At 66.5% G+C, this 21,133-nt stretch carries 21 protein-coding genes and 1 tRNA gene; 4 read left to right on the plus strand and 18 right to left on the minus strand.

The features are described 5' to 3' along the window. Window positions 1-2 precede the first annotated feature (2 nt). Both LE190_RS01305 and LE190_RS01310 read left to right on the plus strand, forming a co-directional pair. Window positions 3-1,085 carry a sulfate/molybdate ABC transporter ATP-binding protein gene (locus LE190_RS01305; protein WP_225237027.1) on the plus strand — a complete coding sequence of 361 codons (1,083 nt, stop codon included), beginning with the start codon at window positions 3-5 and terminating at the stop codon, window positions 1,083-1,085. Further along, window positions 1,082-2,011, plus strand: coding sequence for a CysB family HTH-type transcriptional regulator (locus LE190_RS01310; protein WP_225237028.1), 930 nt, complete (start codon window positions 1,082-1,084; stop codon window positions 2,009-2,011). The genes LE190_RS01305 and LE190_RS01310 overlap by 4 nt, the downstream gene beginning before the upstream one ends. Before the next feature lie 7 nt (window positions 2,012-2,018). Here the strand turns inward: LE190_RS01310 and LE190_RS01315 are convergent, their stop codons facing one another. The 5 genes from LE190_RS01315 to LE190_RS01335 form a co-directional block, all read right to left on the minus strand. After that, on the minus strand, window positions 2,019-3,065 hold the full coding sequence (locus LE190_RS01315) for an aldo/keto reductase (RefSeq protein WP_225237029.1): 1,047 nt from the start codon (window positions 3,063-3,065) through the stop codon (window positions 2,019-2,021). A gap of 26 nt (window positions 3,066-3,091) precedes the next feature. Beyond that, window positions 3,092-4,129: a quinone-dependent dihydroorotate dehydrogenase gene (locus tag LE190_RS01320; RefSeq protein WP_225237030.1), complete on the minus strand. Its 1,038-nt coding sequence runs from the start codon at window positions 4,127-4,129 to the stop codon at window positions 3,092-3,094. Window positions 4,130-4,206: 77 nt separating this feature from the next. Continuing rightward, window positions 4,207-4,935, minus strand: a complete 729-nt coding sequence (locus tag LE190_RS01325; RefSeq protein WP_224947168.1) for an arginyltransferase — start codon at window positions 4,933-4,935, stop codon at window positions 4,207-4,209. Between the two features lie 77 nt (window positions 4,936-5,012). Continuing rightward, a complete protein-coding gene (aat, locus tag LE190_RS01330; protein WP_224947167.1) occupies window positions 5,013-5,732 on the minus strand; it encodes a leucyl/phenylalanyl-tRNA--protein transferase in 720 nt (239 codons plus the stop codon). Between the two features lie 13 nt (window positions 5,733-5,745). Next, entirely contained in the window at window positions 5,746-6,327 is a 582-nt protein-coding gene (locus LE190_RS01335; protein ID WP_225237031.1) for an NUDIX hydrolase, read from the minus strand. 174 nt (window positions 6,328-6,501) lie between these two features. Between LE190_RS01335 and LE190_RS01340 the strand changes: the two genes are divergently transcribed. Next, a tRNA-Met gene (locus LE190_RS01340) sits at window positions 6,502-6,578 on the plus strand. 176 nt (window positions 6,579-6,754) lie between these two features. Beyond that, on the plus strand, window positions 6,755-7,168 hold the full coding sequence (locus tag LE190_RS01345; protein ID WP_225237032.1) for a T6SS immunity protein Tdi1 domain-containing protein: 414 nt from the start codon (window positions 6,755-6,757) through the stop codon (window positions 7,166-7,168). Between the two features lie 4 nt (window positions 7,169-7,172). On the opposite strand, the gene LE190_RS01350 is transcribed toward LE190_RS01345, so the two are convergent. The 13 genes from LE190_RS01350 to LE190_RS01410 all read right to left on the minus strand — a co-directional run bounded on the left by LE190_RS01350 (window position 7,173) and on the right by LE190_RS01410 (window position 21,071). Beyond that, on the minus strand, window positions 7,173-8,054 hold the full coding sequence (locus LE190_RS01350; protein WP_225237033.1) for a DNA-3-methyladenine glycosylase family protein: 882 nt from the start codon (window positions 8,052-8,054) through the stop codon (window positions 7,173-7,175). Beyond that, window positions 8,055-8,969, minus strand: a complete 915-nt coding sequence (locus LE190_RS01355) for a DMT family transporter (RefSeq protein ID WP_225237034.1) — start codon at window positions 8,967-8,969, stop codon at window positions 8,055-8,057. Between the two features lie 75 nt (window positions 8,970-9,044). Beyond that, a complete protein-coding gene (locus LE190_RS01360) occupies window positions 9,045-10,091 on the minus strand; it encodes an XdhC family protein (protein ID WP_225237035.1) in 1,047 nt (348 codons plus the stop codon). A 136-nt stretch (window positions 10,092-10,227) separates the two neighbouring features. Further along, window positions 10,228-11,325 carry a M48 family metallopeptidase gene (locus LE190_RS01365; RefSeq protein WP_225237036.1) on the minus strand — a complete coding sequence of 366 codons (1,098 nt, stop codon included), beginning with the start codon at window positions 11,323-11,325 and terminating at the stop codon, window positions 10,228-10,230. Window positions 11,326-11,340: 15 nt separating this feature from the next. Beyond that, a complete protein-coding gene (gene dut / locus LE190_RS01370) occupies window positions 11,341-11,790 on the minus strand; it encodes a dUTP diphosphatase (RefSeq protein WP_224947896.1) in 450 nt (149 codons plus the stop codon). A gap of 34 nt (window positions 11,791-11,824) precedes the next feature. Beyond that, window positions 11,825-13,045 (minus strand): bifunctional phosphopantothenoylcysteine decarboxylase/phosphopantothenate--cysteine ligase CoaBC, encoded by a 1,221-nt coding sequence (coaBC, locus tag LE190_RS01375; RefSeq protein ID WP_225238029.1) that lies wholly within the window; start codon window positions 13,043-13,045, stop codon window positions 11,825-11,827. 21 nt (window positions 13,046-13,066) lie between these two features. Further along, window positions 13,067-13,594, minus strand: a complete 528-nt coding sequence (gene lspA, locus LE190_RS01380) for a signal peptidase II (protein ID WP_225237037.1) — start codon at window positions 13,592-13,594, stop codon at window positions 13,067-13,069. Between the two features lie 70 nt (window positions 13,595-13,664). Beyond that, on the minus strand, window positions 13,665-16,571 hold the full coding sequence (ileS, locus tag LE190_RS01385; RefSeq protein ID WP_225237038.1) for an isoleucine--tRNA ligase: 2,907 nt from the start codon (window positions 16,569-16,571) through the stop codon (window positions 13,665-13,667). Between the two features lie 81 nt (window positions 16,572-16,652). Further along, window positions 16,653-17,624, minus strand: a complete 972-nt coding sequence (locus LE190_RS01390) for a bifunctional riboflavin kinase/FAD synthetase (RefSeq protein ID WP_224947893.1) — start codon at window positions 17,622-17,624, stop codon at window positions 16,653-16,655. Between the two features lie 272 nt (window positions 17,625-17,896). Beyond that, window positions 17,897-19,126, minus strand: a complete 1,230-nt coding sequence (locus tag LE190_RS01395; RefSeq protein ID WP_225237039.1) for a tetratricopeptide repeat protein — start codon at window positions 19,124-19,126, stop codon at window positions 17,897-17,899. Between the two features lie 68 nt (window positions 19,127-19,194). Beyond that, window positions 19,195-19,626: an ExbD/TolR family protein gene (locus tag LE190_RS01400; protein ID WP_225237040.1), complete on the minus strand. Its 432-nt coding sequence runs from the start codon at window positions 19,624-19,626 to the stop codon at window positions 19,195-19,197. 81 nt (window positions 19,627-19,707) lie between these two features. Beyond that, on the minus strand, window positions 19,708-20,136 hold the full coding sequence (locus tag LE190_RS01405) for an ExbD/TolR family protein (RefSeq protein WP_224947890.1): 429 nt from the start codon (window positions 20,134-20,136) through the stop codon (window positions 19,708-19,710). 2 nt (window positions 20,137-20,138) lie between these two features. Beyond that, window positions 20,139-21,071 carry a MotA/TolQ/ExbB proton channel family protein gene (locus LE190_RS01410; protein WP_224947889.1) on the minus strand — a complete coding sequence of 311 codons (933 nt, stop codon included), beginning with the start codon at window positions 21,069-21,071 and terminating at the stop codon, window positions 20,139-20,141. Window positions 21,072-21,133: the final 62 nt, after the last annotated feature.

The raw sequence follows: 21,133 nt of genomic DNA on the forward strand, positions 1-21,133 counted from the left end.
ACATGACGATCGAAGTCCAACACATCCGCAAGCAGTTCGGCCAGTTCACCGCGCTCGACGACGTCTCGCTGCAGTTCCCCGACGGCCAGCTGACCGCGCTGCTGGGTCCTTCCGGCTGCGGCAAGACCACCCTGCTGCGGGTGATCGCCGGCCTGGAACACCCCGATTCGGGCGCCGTCCTGCTCGACGGCGAGGACGCGTCGCACCGCCACGTGCGCGAGCGCCAGGTCGGCTTCGTGTTCCAGCACTACGCCCTGTTCAAGCACATGACCGTGTTCGAGAACGTGGCCTTCGGCCTGCGCGTGAAGCCGCGCCGCGAACGCCCGTCCGAACAGCAGATCCGCGACAAGGTGCGGCAATTGCTCGAACTGGTGCAGCTCGACTGGATCGCCGACCGCTATCCGCCGCAACTGTCGGGCGGCCAGCGCCAGCGCATCGCCCTGGCGCGCGCGCTGGCCGTCGAGCCGCGTGTGCTGCTGCTCGACGAACCCTTCGGCGCGCTCGACGCCAAGGTGCGCAAGGAACTGCGGCGCTGGCTGCGCCGCCTGCACGACGAGCTGCACGTGACCTCGATCTTCGTCACCCACGACCAGGAAGAGGCGCTGGAAGTGGCCGACCAGGTGGTCCTGATGAACAAGGGTCGCGTCGAGCAGCTCGGCGCGCCAGGCGAGGTGTACAACAAGCCGGCGTCGCCTTTTGTCTACGGCTTCCTGGGCAACGTCAACCTGTTCCACGGCCGCGTGCACGAAGGCGTGCTGGCCAGCGGCGACGTGCGCTTCCAGGCGCCCCAGCACAGCGGCGTGCGCAATGGCGAAGGCATCGGCTACGTGCGTCCGCACGAGCTCGACGTCGAGCGCTACGTGCCGGGTACCGGCGAGCAGGACGGCGTGGTGGCCAGGCTGCGCCGCGCCCATGCGATCGGCCCGCTGGCCCAGCTCGACCTGGAACGGGCCGACAACCAGCAGCTGGTCGAGGCGGTGATGCCGAACGAGCTGTTCGCGCGCCATGGCTTTCGCGAAGGCGACACGCTGGTGCTCAAGCCACGCCGCATCGAAGTGTTCGTCGACGCGGGCGAGGGCATATGAACTTCCAGCAGCTGCGCTCGGTGCGCGAGACGGCGCGCCGCGACTTCAACCTGACCGAGGTGGCCAACGCCCTGTTCACCTCGCAGCCGGGGGTGTCGCGCCAGATCCGCGAACTCGAGGACGAGCTCGGGGTCGTGATCTTCGAGCGCAACGGCAAGCGCCTGACCGGCCTGACGCCGCCCGGCAAGGACATCCTCAGGATCGTCGAGAAGCTGCTGGTGGAAGCCGAGAACCTGCAGCAGGCCAGCGCCGAATTCGCGGCCCAGGATAGCGGCACGCTGACGGTGGCCGTGACCCATACCCAGGCGCGTTACGCGCTGCCGCAGGTGGTGCAGTCCTTCCGCAACGCCTTTCCCGGCGTGCGCATCGCCCTGCAGCAAAGCGCGCCGGAACACATCGCGGAGTGGGTCTTGTCGGGCAGGGCCGACATCGGCATCGCGACCGAGGGCCTGACGGCCTTTCCCGACCTGGTGTCCTTTCCCTGCTACCGCTGGAGCCACCTGGTGGTGGCGCCGGAAGGGCATCCGATCTTTTCGTCGCGCCAGCCGCTGCGCCTGGAAGACCTGGCCGAGCATCCCCTGATCACCTACGACGTCGGCTTCACGGGGCGCAGCCACATCGATGCGGCCTTCGTGGAAGCAGGGCTGGCACCTGACATCGTGCTCACGGCGATGGACTCGGACGTGATCAAGCAGTACGTCGCGCTCGGGATGGGGGTGGGCATCGTGGCCTCGATGGCGTTTGATCACGGCCGCGACAAGGGCATGCGGGCGATCGAAGCCTCGCACCTGTTCGCGCCCAACGTGACGCGCCTGGCGGTGCGGCGCGGCGCCTACCTGCGCGCCTACGCCTATCACTTCATCGAGCGCTTCGCCCAGGGTTGCACGCGGGCGGACATCGAACGGGCACTGCAGGCCGAGGAGTAAAAGCCGTTCACTGCCCGACGTTGGTGTAGCGGGCGTGGATCTCGTCGATCCCGGCCAGGACGGCAGGCGGCAGCACCAGCTCGCCCGCGTCGATGTTTTCCTCCAGCTGCGCCAGGCTGGTCGCGCCGATGATGGTCGAGGCCACGAAGCGGCGCGAGTAGCACCAGGCCAGCGCCATCTGCGCCGGTGTCAATCCATGCGCGCGCGCCAGGGCCGCGTACTCGGCGGTGGCGGCCAGCACGCTTGGGCGCACATAGCGCGGACTCCAGTTCTTCGGAAAGACCGTCAGCCGTCCGCGCGCCTGCGGGTCGTCCAGGTACTTGGCGCTGAGCTGGCCGAAGGCCAGCGGGCTGTAGGCCAGCAGGCTGATGCCTTCGCGGTAGCAGGCCTCGTCCATCAGGCTGGTCTCGAACAGGCGCGCCGTCAGGTTGTACAGGTTCTGCACGGTGGCGATGCGCGGCAGTCCGTGCTGCTCGGAACGCTTGATGTACTGGCACAGTCCCCACGTGCTTTCGTTCGACACGCCAATGTGGCGGATCGTCCCGGCGCGCACCAGCTCGTCCAGCGCGCCCAGGGTTTCCGCGATCGGCACCGCCGGCCGCTCGGCATCCGGATCGAAGCTGTTGGCCCCGAAAATGGGCAGGTTGCGGCTCGGCCAGTGGATCTGGTACAGGTCGATGTAATCGGTGTGCAGGCGGCGCAGGCTGTCCTCGACGGCGGCGCGGATGTTCACCGCGTCGAGGTTGTGGTTGGCCCCGCGGATCCACGGCATCATCTTGTTCGGTCCCGCGATCTTGGTTGCCAGCACGATGTCGCGGCGCCGTCCGGTCTTCCTGAGCCAGCTGCCGATGTAGCGCTCGGTCAGTCCCTGGGTGTCGGGACGCGCCATCACCGGATACATCTCGGCGGTATCGATGAAGTTGATGCCGCGCTCGAGTGCGTAGTCGAGCTGGCTATGGGCCTGCGCTTCGGTGTTCTGCTCGCCGAAGGTCATGGTGCCGAGGCAGATCGGCGACACCATCAGATCGGTTTGTCCCAGCTGCCTGCGTTCCATGCCGTCCTCCCGTTATTCCGTTTCCGTCAGGCTTGCCGCAGCGCGGCCGCGCAGTCGCGCACCAGCGCCGGGCCGGCGTAGATGAAGCCGGTGTAGAGTTGCACCAGCTGCGCCCCGGCCGCGATCTTGGCACGCGCATCCTCGCCGCGCAGGATGCCGCCCACGCCGATGATCGGCAGCGCGTCGCCCAGCTCGCTTTTCAATAAACGGATCACCGTGTTCGACAGTTCGAACACCGGCGCGCCCGACAGGCCCCCGGCTTCCTCGCCATGGCGCATGCCCTGTACCGCTGTGCGGCTGAGCGTGGTATTGGTGGCGATCACGCCGTCGATCTTGTGGCGCAGCAGGGCGCCGGCGATGTTGCGCACCTGCTCGGCGTCGATGTCGGGGGCGATCTTCAGCGCCACCGGCACATAGCGCTTGTGCTGGTCCGCCAGCCGCAGCTGCGCGTCCTTCAGCTGCGACAGCAGGGCATCGAGTTCGGATTCGCCCTGCAACTGGCGCAGGTTCTTGGTGTTGGGCGAGGAGATGTTGACCGTCACGTAGCTGGCGTATGGGTAGACCTTGCGCAGGCAGTGCAGGTAGTCGTCGGCGGCGCGCTCGATCGGGGTGTCGGCGTTCTTGCCGATGTTCAGGCCGAGCACGCCCGCTTTCTCCTGGTAGAAACGGGAAGCCTGCACGTTGCCCACGAACGCGTCCACGCCGCCATTGTTGAAACCCATGCGGTTGATGATGCCCTGCGCCTGCGGCAGGCGGAAGATGCGCGGCTTCGGATTGCCGCCCTGAGGGCGCGGGGTCACGGTGCCGATCTCGATCGAGCCGAAGCCCAGCGAAGCCAGGCCGTCGATATAGGCGCCGTCCTTGTCGAGGCCGGCAGCCAGGCCGACCGGGTTGGGGAAGCGGATGCCCATGACCGTACGCGGGTCCGGCGCCGGCTTGCCGCCGAGTCTGGTCAGGCCGAGTGCCGCGGCGCGGCGCAGCAGCGGCAGGGTCAGGTTGTGCGCCTGCTCGGCATCGAGCGAGAACAGCAGCGGACGGGCAAGGGAATACAGGATGTCGGACATGGGGGACTCATGGTGGTGATTCCCGCCATTCTACAGGGTCGGGCAACAGAGTCGAAGACGGGCCCCTGGCCTGGCCTTCACGCCTCCAGCACGCTCCAGACGCCCTTGATGCGCGCTTCCAGCGGACGGAAGTTGATCTTGTAGGCCATCTTCGGGCTCTGCGCGATCCAGTAGCCGAGGTAGACGTACTGCAGGCCGAGCTCGCGCGCCTGGCCCACCTGCCACATCACGTTGTAGGTGCCGAACGAGGCGCCGGGCAGGTCCGGGTCGAAGAAGGTGTAGACCGAGGACAGGCCGTCGGACAGCACGTCGATGATCGACACCATGCGCAGGGTGCCGTCGGGTTCGCGGAACTCGACCAGGCGGGTGTTCACCCGGCTCTGCAGCAGGAACTGGGCATACTGGTCGCGGCTGTCCTGGTCCATGCCGCCGCCCACGTGGCGGGTGGTCTGGTAGCGCAGGTAGAGCGCGTAGTGCTCGTCCGAGAAGGCCAGGTTGGCCACCATCGCCACCAGGCTGCCATGGCGCTTCCAGGCGCGGCGCTGGGTACGGTTGGGCGCGAAATCCTCGCATTTCACCCGCACCGGGATGCAGGCCTGGCAGCCGTCGCAATACGGGCGGTAGGTGAAGATGCCGCTACGGCGAAAGCCGCTGCGCACCAGTTCGGAATACACGTCGGCATTGATCAGGTGCGAAGGCGTGGCGACCTGCGACCTGGCCTGGCGCGCATCGAGGTAGCTGCAAGGGTAGGGCGCCGTCGTGTAGAACTGCAGCGTTGCGAAGGGCAGGTCATTTAAGTGCGTCATGCAAGGACTCTCGAGACGACGTGGTGAACCTATTTTAGCGAATTCGGATGCGCGCCACCGTTAGCCAGCCAACCGTGTCAGGCCAGCGGCGCCACCGGTTCCCAGCGGGTGATGGCCGGCTCGCGGATGGCCTGGCGCAGGTGCGCCAGGAAGGCGCTGCGCGGGATCGGGGCGGCGCCCAGCGATGCCAGGTGTCCGGTCTCCTGCTGGCAGTCGATCATGCGTACCCCATGGCTGCGCAGGAAGGCCACCAGGTAGGCCAGCGCCACCTTGGACGCGTCCGCCACCCGCGCGAACATCGATTCGCCGTAGAACATGCGGCCGATGCACACGCCATAGGCGCCACCCACCAGTTCGCCGTCGTGCCACAGTTCGGACGAATGGGCATAACCCATCGCGTGCAGGCCGGTGTAGCCGGCGATGATGTCTTCCGAGATCCAGGTGCCCGGCCCATCGCGGCGCGGCGCCGCGCAGGCCCGCATCACGTCCTCGAAGGCGCTGTCGAAGCGCACTTCCCACGGGCCGCCCTCGTGCCGGCTGCGCTCGACGCGGCGCAGCGTCTTGCGCAGGCTGTTGCTGAGCTTGAAGTGCGCGGTCTCGAGCACCATGCGCGGGTCGGTGCTCCACCACAGGATGGGCTGGCCTTCGGAAAACCAGGGAAAGATACCGTTCTGGTAGGCGAGCAGCAGGCGCTGCGGCGACAGGTCGGCGCCGGCCGCGAGCAGGCCGGGCGCGTCGGCCGTCAGCGCCTCGGACACGTCGGGAAAGGGCGAAGTCGGCTCGAGCCAGGGAATCATGGCGGTGTCTGGGTCAGTCCGGTTCGCGCGGCGCCAGCATCGGGCGCACGATGTCGCGGCTATGGAAGCCATAGCTGCCGCCCTCGCGCACCCTGGCGCGGTCGGCGAAGAACAGTTCCAGCGTGGTGCGCACGGTGGGGAAGGCCAGGTCGTCCCAGGGAATGCTGTCCTGGGTAAACAGCTGCACGTCGAGGCTTTCCTCGCCCGGGGCGAAGTCGAGGCTGCGCAGGCGGGCCAGGTAGAACAGATGGACCTGGTGCACGTGGGCCACGTTCAGCAGGGTGAACAGCTTGCCCAGTTCGACGTCGGCGCCAGCTTCTTCTTCCGTTTCGCGCACCGCGGCCTGATCGGTGGTTTCCTCGTTTTCCATGAAGCCGGCGGGCAGTGTCCAGTAGCCATGGCGCGGCTCGATCGCGCGCTTGCACAGCAGCACCTGCAGCTTGCCGTCATGCTCCCAGACGGGAATCGAGCCGATCACCAGTTTCGGATTCTGGTAGTGGATGGTGTGGCAGTGCGGGCAGACGTAACGCGGCCGGTTGTCGCCTTCGGGAATCGCCAGGGCGACCGGATGGGCGCACTCGGAACAGAATTTCATAGGTCAGCAGCAGATTGAGATTGTGCTTACTTTACACTGATTTTCCCGCCCTATGCCGTCCGCCGCGCATGCCGCATGCGATCGTCGATGAGCCCCGCCTTTCTGCAATCGCCCGTTCAGGAAGGATTGGATTTGCCTAATGAGGCGTTTGCGCGTATAATTCATTCCATCAGACGCGGGGTGGAGCAGTCTGGCAGCTCGTCGGGCTCATAACCCGAAGGTCACAGGTTCAAATCCTGTCCCCGCAACCAGAATACGAAGCCGTTGATCCAGCAGGATCAGCGGCTTTTTCGTTTGCGCCGCAGTAATGAGCCAGCGCGAGCCAGCGCAAGCCCGCTGCATCCGCACGGAATCCTGCCGCGCCATGCCGGTCCCAGGGATGATGGCCGGCGCAGCCGCAGCCGCAGCCACGGTATGGGGCTGATCCATGATCGACATCGACGACATTAACGAAGCATGGGGCTGGGCCGGCCTGTACGCGGTCGAGGTCCTGGGTGCGAACGCCTTCGGCAACCTGATCCTGCGCGACGACGGAGGGTCCTACTGGCGCCTGCGTCCGCAGGACCTGTGCTGCGAACCGGTGGCCGCCAGCCGCGCCGCCTTCGATGCCCTGGCCTATGACCAGGCGTTCCTGAACGACTGGTACATGCCGGAAGTCGTGCGCCTGGCCGAAACCGTTCTCGGTCCGCTGCCGCAAGGGCGCAGCTATTGCCTCAGGATTCCCAGCGCGCTCGGCGGGCGCTACCGGCGCGACAACCTGGCCATCGCGCCGCTACCGGCACTGATCCGCTTCGCCGGTGACGGCGCGCGCCAGTTCGGGATCGCGCCGCGCCGGCACTGATGCCTCAGGCGTCGGCCAGGCTGGCCCACAGGTAGGCCGCCGCCATCGTGCGCTGCGGCGCATAGGTCGCCAGCAGGCGCTGCGCGGTCGGGATGTCCGGCCGGGCCGGGCCGCCGAGCAGCCTGTGCAGGGCCGTGCGCACCGCCACATCCCCTTCCAGCGAACAATCCGGATAGGCATAGCCACGCAGCAGCGTGTAATTGACTGTCCATGGCCCGATGCCCTTGATGGCGAGCAGTTCGCGCACCAGTTCCTCCACCGGCCGCTCGGGTGCGAGGACCAGGCTGCCGTCGGCAACCAGGCGTGCCAGGCGCAGCAAGGTGTCCGCCTTGGCGCGAGAAAATTTTCTGCTCGTCAGATCTTCCAGTGTAAGCCGGGCCACGTCGGCCGCTTCCGGGTAGCACCACAGGCCGCCTGGATGCCGGCGTCCGGCCAGGACGATGAAGCTGCGGCGCAGCGAGATGGCGAAGGGCAGGTTGATCTGCTGGCCGATGATGGCCCAGGTCAGCGCTTCGAAGATGGTGGCCGACTGCACGATGCGCAGGCCGGGGTGGCGCGCCGCCACCGGGCCGAGCACGGGATCGTCGCGTACCAGGGCGAGGAAGTCGGCCGGGTCGATGCGCAGGCCGAGGATGTTCAGCAGCGCTTCGCGTGCCTGGGCCAGCAATGCCGGACCCGCGTCGCCATCCGCATCCACGCTGCAGTGGGCCACTTGGTCGCCGAAGCGCGCTTCCAGCACGACCGGTGTGCCGTCCAGCAGCACGCCCTTGCGCAAGCCCTCCGGGCTCGCCTGTTCCGCGATGCCTTCCCCATCCCGTCCGTGGAAGGCGAGCACGTCCTCGGTGCGGTAGCCCTGCGGCAGCGCGAGGACCAGGTCGGACCGCATCTACTTGGCGCGCGCCGCCGGCGCGCGCAGGAAGGAAGGCACGAAGCCGGTCACCAGCGCGGTCCCGACCAGCACGATGCCGGATCCGAGCAGCGTGTGCCAGCCGACCACCTCATGCAGGAAGATGGCGCCCCACAGGATGCCGAACATCGGGTTCAGGAAGGTCACCGTGAGCGCCGACGTCGTGCCGACTTCCTCGATCAGCTTGAAATAGAGGATGTAGGCGATGCCGCTGCAGAGCACGCCCAGCGCCAGCACGGCGGCCCAGATCCCGGCCGTCGGCTCGCCCGGCGCCGGAAAGAAGGGCAGGGCCGGGAGCACGAACAGCGTTGCCGCCCACATCGAGCCGTGCGCGTTGGCGAAGGGCGGCACCGCCCTGGCCGACTTGGCGTACTGGCTGGCGATGCTGTAGCAAAAGGCCGCCACCAGCGCCGCGCCGATCGCGAGGGCCGCGCCGGGGCGTTCCGACACATGGTCGAAGCCGACCAGCAGGGCCACGCCGGCCGTGCCCAGCACCAGGCCGAGGCCGGTGCGCGCCGACACCCCCTGGCGCGCCCACACCGCGCCGACCAGCGCGCCAAACATCGGGGCGGTGGCGTTCAGCACCGACAGCACCGAGGCCGACAGGGTGCGCGCGGCAAACGCGAACAGCAGGAAGGGCAGCGCGGAATTGAAGAAGCCCAGCATCAGGTAGTGCTTCCAGTGCTGGCGCAGGTCGAGCGGCGCGGCGCCGGCACCGCCTTTGCGGCGGCGCATGAGCCAGGCGACGGCGGCCAGGAACAGGGCCGCGAACAGCACCCGGTACTCGATCAGCACGGCCGGGCCGAGCACGGGCGCGGCGATGCGCATGAACAGGAAGGAGCCGCCCCAGATGGCGGCCAGCGCCACCAGGCGCAGCATGTTAATGGTGTTCATCGTGGACTGCCAGGGATAAAGTCAGCATGCTGGGGCCGCGGCGCGCGGCGCGCCATCCGTTTTTTGCGTTGGCACTCAGGTAGCGCATGCAGCCGTACCCGGGACCGGGAGCAGGCAGGACGCGGTACTGGCGGCTTGCGGGGCGGCGGCATGGGGCACCAGCAGGCGCGCCGGCACCCCGTTTTTCACGGCCGTCATCTCGGCCATGATGGAAATCGCGATCTCGGCCGGCGTGCGGCTGCCGATGTAGATGCCGATCGGCGCATGCAGGCGCGCCAGTTGGGCCTCGCCGAGGTCGAACAGCCTGAGGCGCTCGCGGCGCCGTTCGTTATTCAGGCGCGAGCCGATCGCGCCGACATAGAAGGCGTCGGACTTGAGCGCCTCCATCAGCGCCAGGTCGTCCAGCTTGGGATCGTGGGTGAGGGCGACGACCGCGCTGCGCGGGTCGAGGCGCGCCTCGATCACCAGGTCGTCCGGCATGGCGTGTACCAGTTCCACGCCTGCCAGGTTCCAGCCGCTGCGGTATTCCTCGCGCGGATCGCACACGGTGACGCGGTAGTCCATGCCGCCCGCCACCTGCGCCAGGAAGCGCGACAGCGGCCCGGCGCCGATGATGAACAGGCGCCAGCGCGGGCCGTGGATGGTCGCCAGCACGCCGCCGTGTTCCGGTTCGATGCGTTGCACGGCGCCGGCGGCGGCGCGCGCCAGGCTGACCGCGCCGCTGGCTAGTGCCAGGCGCCGCTCCACCAGTTCGCCCGCCTGCAGGCGCGCCAGGAGCTCGCCGATGCGGCTGTCCGGGGTCAGGGTCTCGAGCACCAGCTCGATGGTGCCGCCGCAGGGCAGGCCGAAGCGGTGCGCCTCGTCGGCGCTGATGCCGTAGCTGAGGATCTCGGGCAGGCGCGCCGCGATGCCGTGCCCGCGCACGCGCGCGATCAGGTCGTCCTCGATGCAGCCGCCGGAGACCGAGCCGGCCACGCTGCCGTCCTCGCAGATGGCGAGCGTGGCGCCGACCGGACGCGGACTCGAGCCCCAGGTCTTGGTCACGGTGACCAGCTGGCAGCGGCGGCCGGCGGCAAGCCAGGCCTCGCAGGATTTCAGTACGTCGAGGTCGATGCTGTCCATGGGCGCGCGCAGTGGGTAAGAGATGGCAATGATACAAAAAACGCGCGCAGCGTGCCGGATGGTCCCGAGCGAAGGGACGCGGCCAAAGAAAAGCGGACGCACGCAGCGTCCGCGATGCCAGGCGCCAGGTGCGCCTTCAGGGCGTGAGCGGCTTCTTGTCCGCTTTCTTCGCCTTGACCTCGGCTACCGCCTTGTCGATGGCGCCCAGGCGCTGCGCCAGCGCCGGGTGGTTGGCGGTATGTCCGTTCAGCACCGTGGCTGGATAGGCCGCCGCGAAGCGCTTCCAGAACGCGGCCAGGCCGTCGAGGCGGTAGTCGGCGCGCGCCAGCAGGTACACCGCGAGCCGCTCGGCGCCGGCGTCGAGCCCGGCCGGCATTGCCTTGATGCCGCCGCTGCCGATCAGCATCGAGGTATCCGGCACGATGCTGTTCAGGTTGTCGATGATGCTGCCAATGGTGCCGGCATTGCGCTGGCTGGCCGCGTGGCCGAGCATGTTGTGCGCCATTGTGTGCGCCAGCACGTAGGCCAGTTCGGTGTCGTTCTCGGTCACGCCCATCATGCCGCGCGTGACCAGGATGCGCTGGCCGTCGGCATAGGCGTTGACATTGTCGGCGTTGCCCAGTTCGATGCTGTAGCCGCAGGCACGGGTGACCGGGACGTTCAGGCTGCGCTGCTGGCCGTCGCGCTCGACCGTCAGCGGCAGCGCCGCCTGTTTCGCGACGATCGGCGAGAAGATGGCGCCGGCCTGCTTCAGCGCATCGGGACCAGGCGGCAGCGGCTTGGCGCCCGCCGCCAGCAGCAGGTCGCCCTGGCGCAGCCCGGCCTTGGCGGCACCGCTGCCGACCAGCACATTGGTCACCTGCAGCACTTCGCCCATGCCCAGCACGCGGTAGGCGGCCTCGTTGTACTGGCCCGAATACGAATACCGGTTCTTGGCGGTGAAGCCGAGCAGGTTGCGCGCGTGGCGCGTGCACAGTTCCGCGTTATCGATCAGGAGCGGCGCCGCGACCTTGTACAGGCGGTCGTGCAGGGCCGCCATCTGGGTCAGGGTCTCGGCCGCCGCCGTCATCTCCGGCGTCACCGGCGGCGTCTGCGGCGCGGTCTGTCCTGGCGGGAGCTGCTGGCCCGGCTGGACGGGGCCCTGGCTGGCGCAGGCCGACAGCAGCGCCGCGGCGGCGATGCACAGCGCGGCGGAGCGGAAATACGGACGCAGATGGATGCGGATGCGGGACATGGTCCTCCTTGTTCGTTATTGTTTGCCGGTGCTGCCGAAGCCTCCGGCGCCGCGTTCGCTCGACGCGAACTCTTCCACGATGTTGAAGCCGACCTGCAGCACCGGCACGATCACGAGCTGGGCCAGGCGGTCCATCGCTTGCAGGGTGAAGGTGGCGTGGCCACGGTTCCAGGTCGATACCATCAGCTGGCCCTGGTAGTCGGAGTCGATCAAGCCTACCAGATTGCCGAGAACGATGCCGCTCTTATGGCCGAGCCCGCTACGCGGCAGGATCATGGCGGCATAGCCGGGGTCGCCGATATGGATCGCCAGGCCGGTCGGCACCAGCACCGTCTGGCCAGGCTCGATGACCAGCGGCGCATCGATGCAGGCGCGCAGGTCGAGGCCGGCGCTGCCGGGCGTGCCGTAGGCCGGCAGCAGGTCGCGCATGCGCGGGTCGAGGATCTTGAGGTCGATGTTCTTCATGCTGTTCTTGTATCGATGCGATGATGCGATGAGGCTAGGTGAGCAGCGAGCGCTGTTCGAGGCGCTTCGCGATTTCGGAAACCAGCTGACGCGCCAGGCTCAGCTTGTCGGCGCGCGGCAGCACCGTGTGGCCGCTCTCGTCGAACAGGATGATCGTGTTGTCATCCTGGCCGAAAGTCTGGGGCCCGATATTGCCCACCAACAAGGGAATGCCTTTTTTCTCGCGCTTGGCGGCGCCGTAGGCCATCAGGTTTTCCGATTCGGCCGCGAAGCCCACGCAATACGGCCAGCCGGACAGCGAGGTGGTGGCCGCCACCGACGCCAGGATGTCGGCGTTCTGCACGAACTCCAGCTGCGGGGCGCCGCCGTCTTCGGCCTTCTTGATCTTCTGGCCGCTGGCATTCGCCACCCGCCAGTCGGCCACGGCGGCCACGCCGATGAACACGTGCTGGCCCCCTACGCCCGCCATCACGGCGTCGTGCATCTGCTGGGCGGTGAGCACGTCGATGCGGCGCACGCCGTGCGGGGTCGGCAGGGCGGTAGGGCCGCTCACCAGCGTCACCTCGGCGCCGGCCTCGCGCGCCGCGCGTGCCACCGCATAGCCCATCTTGCCGGACGAGAGGTTGGTGATGCCGCGCACCGGGTCGATCGGTTCGAAGGTGGGCCCGGCCGTGATCAGGACACGCCGGCCTTCCAGCACCTTGTGCTGGAAGGCCGCGACCAGCTCTTCCAGCAGTTCTTCAGGCTCCAGCATGCGGCCCAGTCCCGTCTCGCCGCAGGCCTGGGCGCCGGCCGCGGGGCCGAACAGGCACGCGCCGTCGGCGCGGATCTGGGCCACGTTGCGCGCCGTGGCCGGGTTTTCCCACATCTCGACGTTCATGGCCGGCGCCACCAGCAGCGGCACCCGGCGCGGGCGCGCCACGCACAGGGTGGACAGCAGGTCGTCGCAGGCGCCGTGCGCCAGCTTGCGGATGAAATCGGCCGAGCAGGGCGCGACCAGGATCGCGTCGGCATCGCGCGTCAGGTCGATGTGGGCCATGTTGTTGGCCATGCGCGGGTCCCACTGGTCGGTGTAGACAGGGCGGCCCGAGAGGGCCTGCATGGTGACCGTGCCGATGAAGTGCGTGGCCGCCTCGCTCATCACCACCTGCACGCTCGCACCCTGCTTCACCAGCGCGCGGCACAGCTCCGCCGCCTTGTAGCAGGCCACGCCCCCGGTCAGGCCGAGGACGATCTTCTTGTCCTTCAGGTCCATGCTCATCATCGCTTTCGTCAGTCAGGATTTGTTCACGCGACGCAGTTCGTCGACGATGAACAGGAAGGCGCCCACTGAAATACCGATGTCGGCGATGTTAAAGGCCGGGAAGTGGCCCAGTCCCTTCCAGTAGAAATCGAGGAAGTCGATCACGTGGCCATAGGCCAGGCGGTCGATCACGTTGCCGATCGCGCCGCCCATGATCAGGGCCAGCGCGAAGCAGAACAGGCGCTGGTTGGCGTGCTTCTTCATCAGGTACAGGATGAAGGCAACCGCGGCGATCGCGATGCCGGTGAAGAAGTAGCGCTGCCAGCCGCCGGCGTCGCCCAGGAAGCTGAAGGCGGCGCCCGGGTTGTACACCTTGATCAGGTTGAAAAATCCGGTCAGCGGCAGCGTCTCGCCGTAGGCGAAGCTGCGCTCGACGGTGAGCTTGGTCACCTGGTCGAACAGCACGACCAGCACGGCGATGCCGAACCACGGCAGCAGGCTGGCGGAGGGCTTGGAGACGGGCTTGAAGCCCGGGGTTGCTTTTTTGGTTTTGGTGGCCATGGTCAGTCAGATGATGACCGGCCTGCCGCGCATGCACGCTGCGCGACAGGCCGGTGGTACCGGGAATGGATCAAGCGAAACGGCGTGGTTCGCCGCTGCCGAACAGGTTGCTGGTGCAGCGGCCGCACAGGCCCGGATGCGCTGAATCGTGGCCGACATCGCGGCGGTAGTGCCAGCAGCGCTCGCACTTTTCCGCCTCGGACGGCGTCACGGCCACCGCCTCGCTGGCGGCGTCGTCGACGCGCTCGACCTTGGCCTGCGAGGTGATGAACACGAACTTCAGCTCATCGTCCAGGCTGGCCAGCAGGGCGTACTTGTCGCCGGCCGCCTTGATGGCCAGTTCCGCCTGCAGCGAGGAGCCGATGGCGCCCGAGGCGCGCACTTCTTCCAGCTGCTTGGTGACGTCGGCGCGCACTTCGCGCAGCGCCGCGTACTTGGCCAGCAGCGCCGCACCGTCCGCGATGTCCGGGAAGGTCCACAGGGTCTGCGTGAAGATGGTCTCGTCAGAGTCCTGGAAGGCCTGCTGGCCCGCGAACACGGCCCAGGCTTCCTCGGCGGTGAAGGACAGGATCGGCGCCATCACGCGCAGCAGGGAATGAGCGATGTGCCACAGCGCGGTCTGGGCCGAGCGGCGTGCAGGCGAATCGACGCCGGTGGTGTACAGGCGGTCCTTCAGGATGTCGAGGTAGAACCCGCCCAGGTCTTCCGAACAGTAGTTCTGCAGGCGGGCCACCACCGGGTGGAACTCGTAGCGCTCGAAGTGGCCGGCGATGTCCTTTTGCAGCTGGTCCATCGCGGCGATCGCGTAGCGGTCGATCTCGAGCAGCTCTTCCACCTTCACGGCGTCCCTGGCCGGATCGAAGTCCGAGGTGTTGGCCAGCAGGAAGCGCAGGGTGTTGCGGATACGGCGGTAGGACTCGGTCACGCGCTTGAGGATCTCCTCGCCGATCGACAGCTCGCCGGTATAGTCGGTCGAGGCCACCCACAGGCGCAGGATGTCGGCGCCGAGGGTGTCGGAGATCTTCTGCGGCGCCAGCGTATTGCCGAGCGACTTCGACATCTTCTTGCCGTTCTCGTCCACCGTGAAGCCGTGGGTCAGCAGCGCTTTATAGGGCGGGCGGCCGTTGAGCATCGAGGACGTCAAGAGCGACGAATGGAACCAGCCGCGGTGCTGGTCCGAGCCTTCCAGGTAGAGGTCGGCCGGGAAGGCGGATTGTTCCTTGTGCGAGCTGCGCAGCACGGTCTGGTGAGTCGAGCCCGAGTCGAACCACACGTCCAGCGTGTCCTTGTTCTTCTCGTAGTGGGCCGCATCTTCGCCCAGCAGGGTGGCCGGGTCGAGGGTCTGCCAGGCGTCGATGCCGTTCTGCTCGATGAGCTGGGCGATTTTCTCCAGCAGCTCCGGAGTGCGCGGGTGCAGTTCTCCGGTCTCCTTGTGGATGAAGAAGGCCATCGGCACGCCCCACTGGCGCTGGCGCGACAGGGTCCAGTCGGGACGGTTGGCGATCATGCCATGCAGGCGGGCCTGGCCCCAGTCGGGGAAGAACCGGGTCTCGGCGATGCCGGCAAGCGCGGTCTCGCGCAGGGTCGGGCCGCCGTCCTTCGGGGTGAGGTCCATGCCGGCGAACCACTGGCTGGTTGCGCGGTAGACGATCGGGGTCTTGTGGCGCCAGCAGTGCATGTAGCTGTGGTCGAACATCTTCAGCTCGAACAGGGCGCCCGCCGCGGTCAGCGCCGCGCAGATCGGCTTCGATGCTTCCCAGATGGTCATGCCGCCGAACAGCGGCAGGGTGGACGCGAAGCGGCCATCGCCCATCACCGGTTTCAGGATCTCGTCGTCCTTCATGCCGTGCGCCTTGCACGACTGGAAGTCTTCCAGGCCGTAGGCCGGCGCCGAGTGCACCACGCCGGTGCCGCTGTCGGTCGTGACGTAGTCTGCCAGGTAGACCGGCGAGCTGCGGTCATAGAACGGGTCCTGCGCGTGCAGCGGGTGCTTGAAGCGCAGGCCGCCGAGCTTCTCGCCCAGCGTGGTGGCGACCACCCGGCCCTCGAGCTTGTAGCGCTGCAGGGTAGCGTCGACCAGGTCCTGGGCCAGGATCAGGAGCAGGGGCTCACCCTCGCGTTCGGCCTGCACCAGCGCGTAAGTCACCTCCGGATTGACGTTCAGCGCCTGGTTCGACGGGATGGTCCACGGCGTGGTGGTCCAGATCACGATGAAGCCATGCGTCGTCGGCAGCGCGGCCAGGCCGAAGGCGTCCGCCACTTTTTCAGGCTCGGCAAACGGGAAGCCGACGTCGATCGCCGGGTCGCGCTTGTCCTGGTATTCCACTTCCGCCTCGGCCAGGGCCGAACCGCAGTCGAAGCACCAGTTGACCGGCTTCAGGCCGCGGTACACATAGCCCTTTTCGAGCAGCTTGCCGAGGGCGCGCAGCTCATCGGCCTCGTTACCGTAGGCCATGGTCATGTAGGGGTTTTCCCATTCGCCCAGCACGCCCAGGCGGATGAAGCCGGCGCGCTGGCGGTCGATCTGATCGAGCGCGTAGCTGCGTGCTTTCTGCAGCACCTCGGCGGTCGGCAGGTTCTTGCCGAACTGCTTTTCGATCTGGATCTCGATCGGCATGCCGTGGCAGTCCCAGCCCGGCACGTAGGGCGCGTCGAAGCCGGCCATGGTGCGCGACTTCACGACCATGTCTTTGAGGATCTTGTTGACGGCGTGGCCGAGGTGGATGTCACCGTTCGCATATGGCGGACCGTCGTGCAGGATGAACTTCGGGCGCCCGGCGGCCGCCTTGCGGATGCGCTGGTAGATCTTCTTGTCCTGCCACTGCTTCACCCAGCCCGGTTCGCGCTTGGCGAGGTCGCCGCGCATCGGGAAAGGGGTATCGGTCATGTTGACCGGGTATTTGCTCTCTGGTTTCTTCTGGCCCTTCTGGGCCTTGTTCTGGGCAGCGTCGGTGTTAGCGGGTTTGGTATCGGACATGTGCTTTTTCTCTAGGGGATTCTGTTCAGGTGCCGCGCCGGGGCGGCGGTGGCGCGGTGGCGCCGCGCGATGCCGGGAGCGTCAAATTCGGTCGGTCGCGGTGAGCGCGCCATTGCGGTGCGCGAAGAAGGTGCGCGCCTGCCGGGCGTCGCGCTCGATCGCGGCGGTGAGGGTGGGGAGGTCGGCGTATTTTTCCTCGTCGCGCAGCTTGGCGAGGAACTCGACCCGCACCAGCTTGCCGTAGGCCGGCTGGTCGTAGCCGAACAGGTGGACTTCGAGCAGCATGCGGCCAGCGTCTTCCACGGTCGGGCGCACGCCCAGGCTGGCCACGGCGGGCAGGGGTGCATCCGCCAGGCCATGCACCTGTACCACGAAGATGCCGCACAGGGCGGGGCGGTGCATCACGCGCAGGTTCAGGGTCGGAAAGCCAAGCGTGCGGCCCAGCTTCTGGCCGTGGATCACGTGGCCCGAGATCGCATACGGATGGCCGAGCAGCTGCTGGGTGGCGCCGAAGTCGCCCGCGGCCAGCGCTTCGCGCACCGCCGAGGATGAGATGCGGCGTTCGCCCAGCATCACGGCGTCCAGGGTCTCGACCTGGAAACCGTGCCTGCGGCCGGCCTCCTGCAGCATCGCGATGTCGCCCATGCGCCTGGCGCCGAAACGGAAGTCGTCGCCCACCATCAGCCACTTCACGTGCAGGCCGTCGACCAGCACGCGCTCGATGAAGTCCTGCGGCGACTGGGCGGCGAAATGTTCGTTGAAATGTTCGACGATCACGCGGTCGATGCCGGCCGCGGACAGGTCTTCCAGCTTGTCGCGCAGGTTGGCGATGCGGGCCGGCGCTTTCGACAGGTCGCCCATCCTGCGGGCGAAGTATTCGCGCGGATGCGGTTCGAAGGTCATCACGGCGGCCTCGATCCCGAGCGCCGATGCGGCGCCGCGCACGTGCGCCAACAATGCCTGGTGGCCACGGTGGACACCGTCAAAGTTGCCGATCGTGAGAGCGCAGGGTGCGCGTGCCCTGTCGTTGGGGAGTCCGCGAAATACCTTCATCAATGCTTCCAGTGGCGCAGCCGGCCGGTCCGGCGCGAAATACCTGATTATACGGTAACTCGCATGTTGCACAGCAACGTAGGTCGATGCTGCCAGCCAAGGCCGTTCTGCGGGGATGGGCGAGGCGCTGGCGGTCGCCGCGTGGGCGGCGGGGCTGTCGGCGGCTGTGCATGCGGCCGGGTGGAGCCGCCCACCCTGCGAACCGCATGTGTAGGCGAAAAAAAACGCCACCTGCGAACAGGCGGCGTTTCTGGTCGCTTGAGCGAACCGTCTTATCCGGAGATCGGACGGTTGATCGCCATGATCCAGTAACGTGCGAGGTCGGCGGTGCCTTCCTTGCCCGATACGGTCTTGAGCGTGCTGATGGCCTGCTGCTTGCGGCCGGCCGCGGCATAGGCTTCGCCCAGGCGCAGCTTGGCTTCTTCGCCGTACTTCAGACCGCCAGCCTTGATGGCGTTTTCCATCATCTTCAGGCCCTTGTCGGCCTGGCCAGCCTGGACCAGCGCATAGCCGAGACCCACCAGCGCGTCGTTGTCCTTGGCGGCGGTGTATTCGGCTTCCAGGGCGGCGACGCCCTTGTTCTGCTCGGCCATGTTCTTGTCGGCCAGGTCCTTCAGGCGCTTGTGGCGCTCGGCATCGGTGCCGGTGCCCAGGGCGCCCGCCTTGTAGCCCTTGTCGATGACCTTCAGCGCTTCGGCCGGGGCTTTCGCCTGCAGCACCAGCTGGGCCATTTCCATGAACTCGCTCGGCTTCTTCATCAGGTTGTTGGCCAGCTTGAGGCGGTACACGTCCACCATCAGGCGGCCGGAGAAACCAGGCTTGCCCTGCACGCGGTTGAGCAGGTCGTTCCAGTACTGGGCCTTCGGATAGCTGGCGGCCAGCTTCTCGATGGTGTTGACGTAGCCGGCCTTGTCGTTCTTCTTGAGCTGGATGTTGGCCAGCATGCCGAGTTCGTCTTCGCTCAGGCGGCCGCTCTTCTCGGCATTGCGCAGTTCCTGCTCGAGCGCGGCGACATTGCCCTGCTTGTAGTAGTTCTGCAGCAGGTAGGCGCGCAGCTTCGGATCGTTACCTTTCTGCAGCAGCTTCTGGATGGTGGCATTCGCCTTGTTCAGGTCGCCGGCGCGCATGTAGATGCCGACCAGGCCTTCCGAGAACTGCGAACGCTCGCCTGCGCTCAGCTTGCCGGAGTCGAGCAGTTTTTCGAACGAGCTGGCGGCAAGGTTCCAGTCACCAGCCGACGAGGCCGCCGATGCGCGCACGCGCTCGATCAGGAAGCGTTCGTCATCGGTCTTTGCTGCCTTATCCGCATCGCGCAGGGCAGCCAGGGCGCCCTTGGCGTTGCCCTGTTTCAGCAGGGTCTGCGCCTGCTGCAGCGGCTTGCCGACTTCCGGACGCAGGGAGACAGCGGCGTGCACAGGTGCCAGGCCGACGACCGGCAGGGCAGCGGTGAACCCGAGGGCGGCCATTGCCAAGCCAAGGTGTGCGAGACGGAATTTAATCATCTGAAAACATCCTTCTTCAAAATGGACACGGCAGGGAAACCCTGCCGTGTTGGTCAAACATGGATCGATTACTGGAACTGCTCGTTACCGACCATGCCGATCTTGGTGACGCCGAGACGCTGTGCGGTTGCCATGACGCCGGCAACGACTTTGTACTCGACCAGCTTGTTCGGACGCAGGTGCACTTCCGGCTGGTCAGGCATCGCGGCGACCGCGTTCATCTTGGCTTCCAGTTCCGAACGACTACCCACGACCTGGCCATCCCAGAGGATGGTGCCATCGAAGTCCACGTCGATCGTCACGACCACCGGCTGGGTGGTTTGCGGTGGCGGAGTGCCAACCGGCATGTTCAGATTGACAGAGTGGTTTTGCTTCGGAATCGTGATAATCATCATGATGATGAGAACGAGCAGGACGTCGATCAGCGGCGTCATGTTCATTTCCATCATCGGTTCCGGATCAGCTCCTTTAGCGGAGCCCGAACCTACGTTCATGCCCATGGTGTTTCCTTTTCAAATGTTGGGGTCTCGGACGCGATATCAAGACCTTCCGTGGAAAATCCCGATATCGCGGACAGGGTCTTAGCCCTTGTCAGGCGGTTCGATGACGAAACCGACCTTCTGAATCCCAGCACGCTGAGCCGTGTAGATCACCCGACCGACCGATTCGTAGCGGGACTCCTGGTCGCCACGAACTTTCACAGCAGGCTGCGGCTGCTTCACCGACTGCTCCGCGAGGAACTTGAACAGCTCGTCCGTGTTCGCGATGCGCGTCTGGTTGTAGTACATCTCGCCATCTTTGTTGATGGTGATGTTGACGTCTTCCGGCTTGGTCTTGGTGACCTGGTTCGTCTCGGCAGGCAGATTCACTTTCTGCAGATTCAACACCACCGGGCTGGTGATCAGGAAGATGATCAGGAGAACCAACATGATGTCCACGAGGGGCGTCGTGTTGATCTCCGACATCACGGTATCTTCATCTCCGGAATCGGAGCCGACACTCATCGACATGATTAACCAGCCTTCTTGGCACCAGCGGCAGCGTTCGAGGTCGACATGGCGCCCGAGATCAGGACCGAGTGCACGTCAGCCGAGAACGAACGGACGTCTTCCATGACCGACTTGTTACGACGAACCAGCCAGTTGTAACCCAGAACCGCCGGGACTGCAACGAACAGACCGAATGCGGTCATGATCAGTGCTTCACCCACCGGGCCTGCCACTTTGTCGATCGACGCGTTACCCGACATACCGATGGCGGTCAGCGCGTTGTAGATGCCCCAGACGGTACCGAACAGACCGATGAACGGCGAGGTCGAACCGACAGTTGCCAGGAACGACAGGCCATCCTGCAGGCGCGACTGGACGCGGTCCACGGCGCGCTGGATCTGCATGGTCACCCAGGTCGACAGGTCGATCTGCTCGAGCAGGGCGCCGTCGTGGTGCTGGGTTGCCTTGGTGCCGGTTTCAGCGATGAAGCGGAACGGCGAGCCTTCTTTCAGCTGTGCCGAGCCAGCGGCGATCGACGGCGCTTTCCAGAACTTGGCCGAAGCTTCCTTCGACTGGCGCATGATCTTCTGCTGGTCGATCAGCTTGGTGATGATGATGTACCACGAACCGATCGACATCAGCGACAGGATGATGATGGTGCCCTTGTTGACGAAGTCGCCTTCTTCCCACATGGCTTCGATGCCGTACGGGTTGTGGACTTCTTCAGTCGTTTCGCCGCCAGCGGCCGGTGCGGCTGCATCGCCAGCGGGAGCGGCTGCAGCGTCGGCTGCCGGTGCAGCTGCGTCGGCAGCGGGGGCAGCAGCGTCAGCCGCCGGAGCGGTAGCGCCTGCGGCAGGAGCGTCAGCGAAGGCCGGTGCGGAGACCAGGGCCGATGCCGCCGTTACCGAGAACAGGACAGCCGCCAGCATAGCGGACAAACGGGTATTCTTAAACATGCTTCCTCCAAAAATATTAAATAGACAGTTCGCTGAACTTAGTAACAACGAAAATCATAGAG

Origin of the sequence: Massilia hydrophila, assembly GCF_020208145.1 — a bacterium.
Lineage (GTDB): Bacteria > Pseudomonadota > Gammaproteobacteria > Burkholderiales > Burkholderiaceae_D > Telluria > Telluria hydrophila.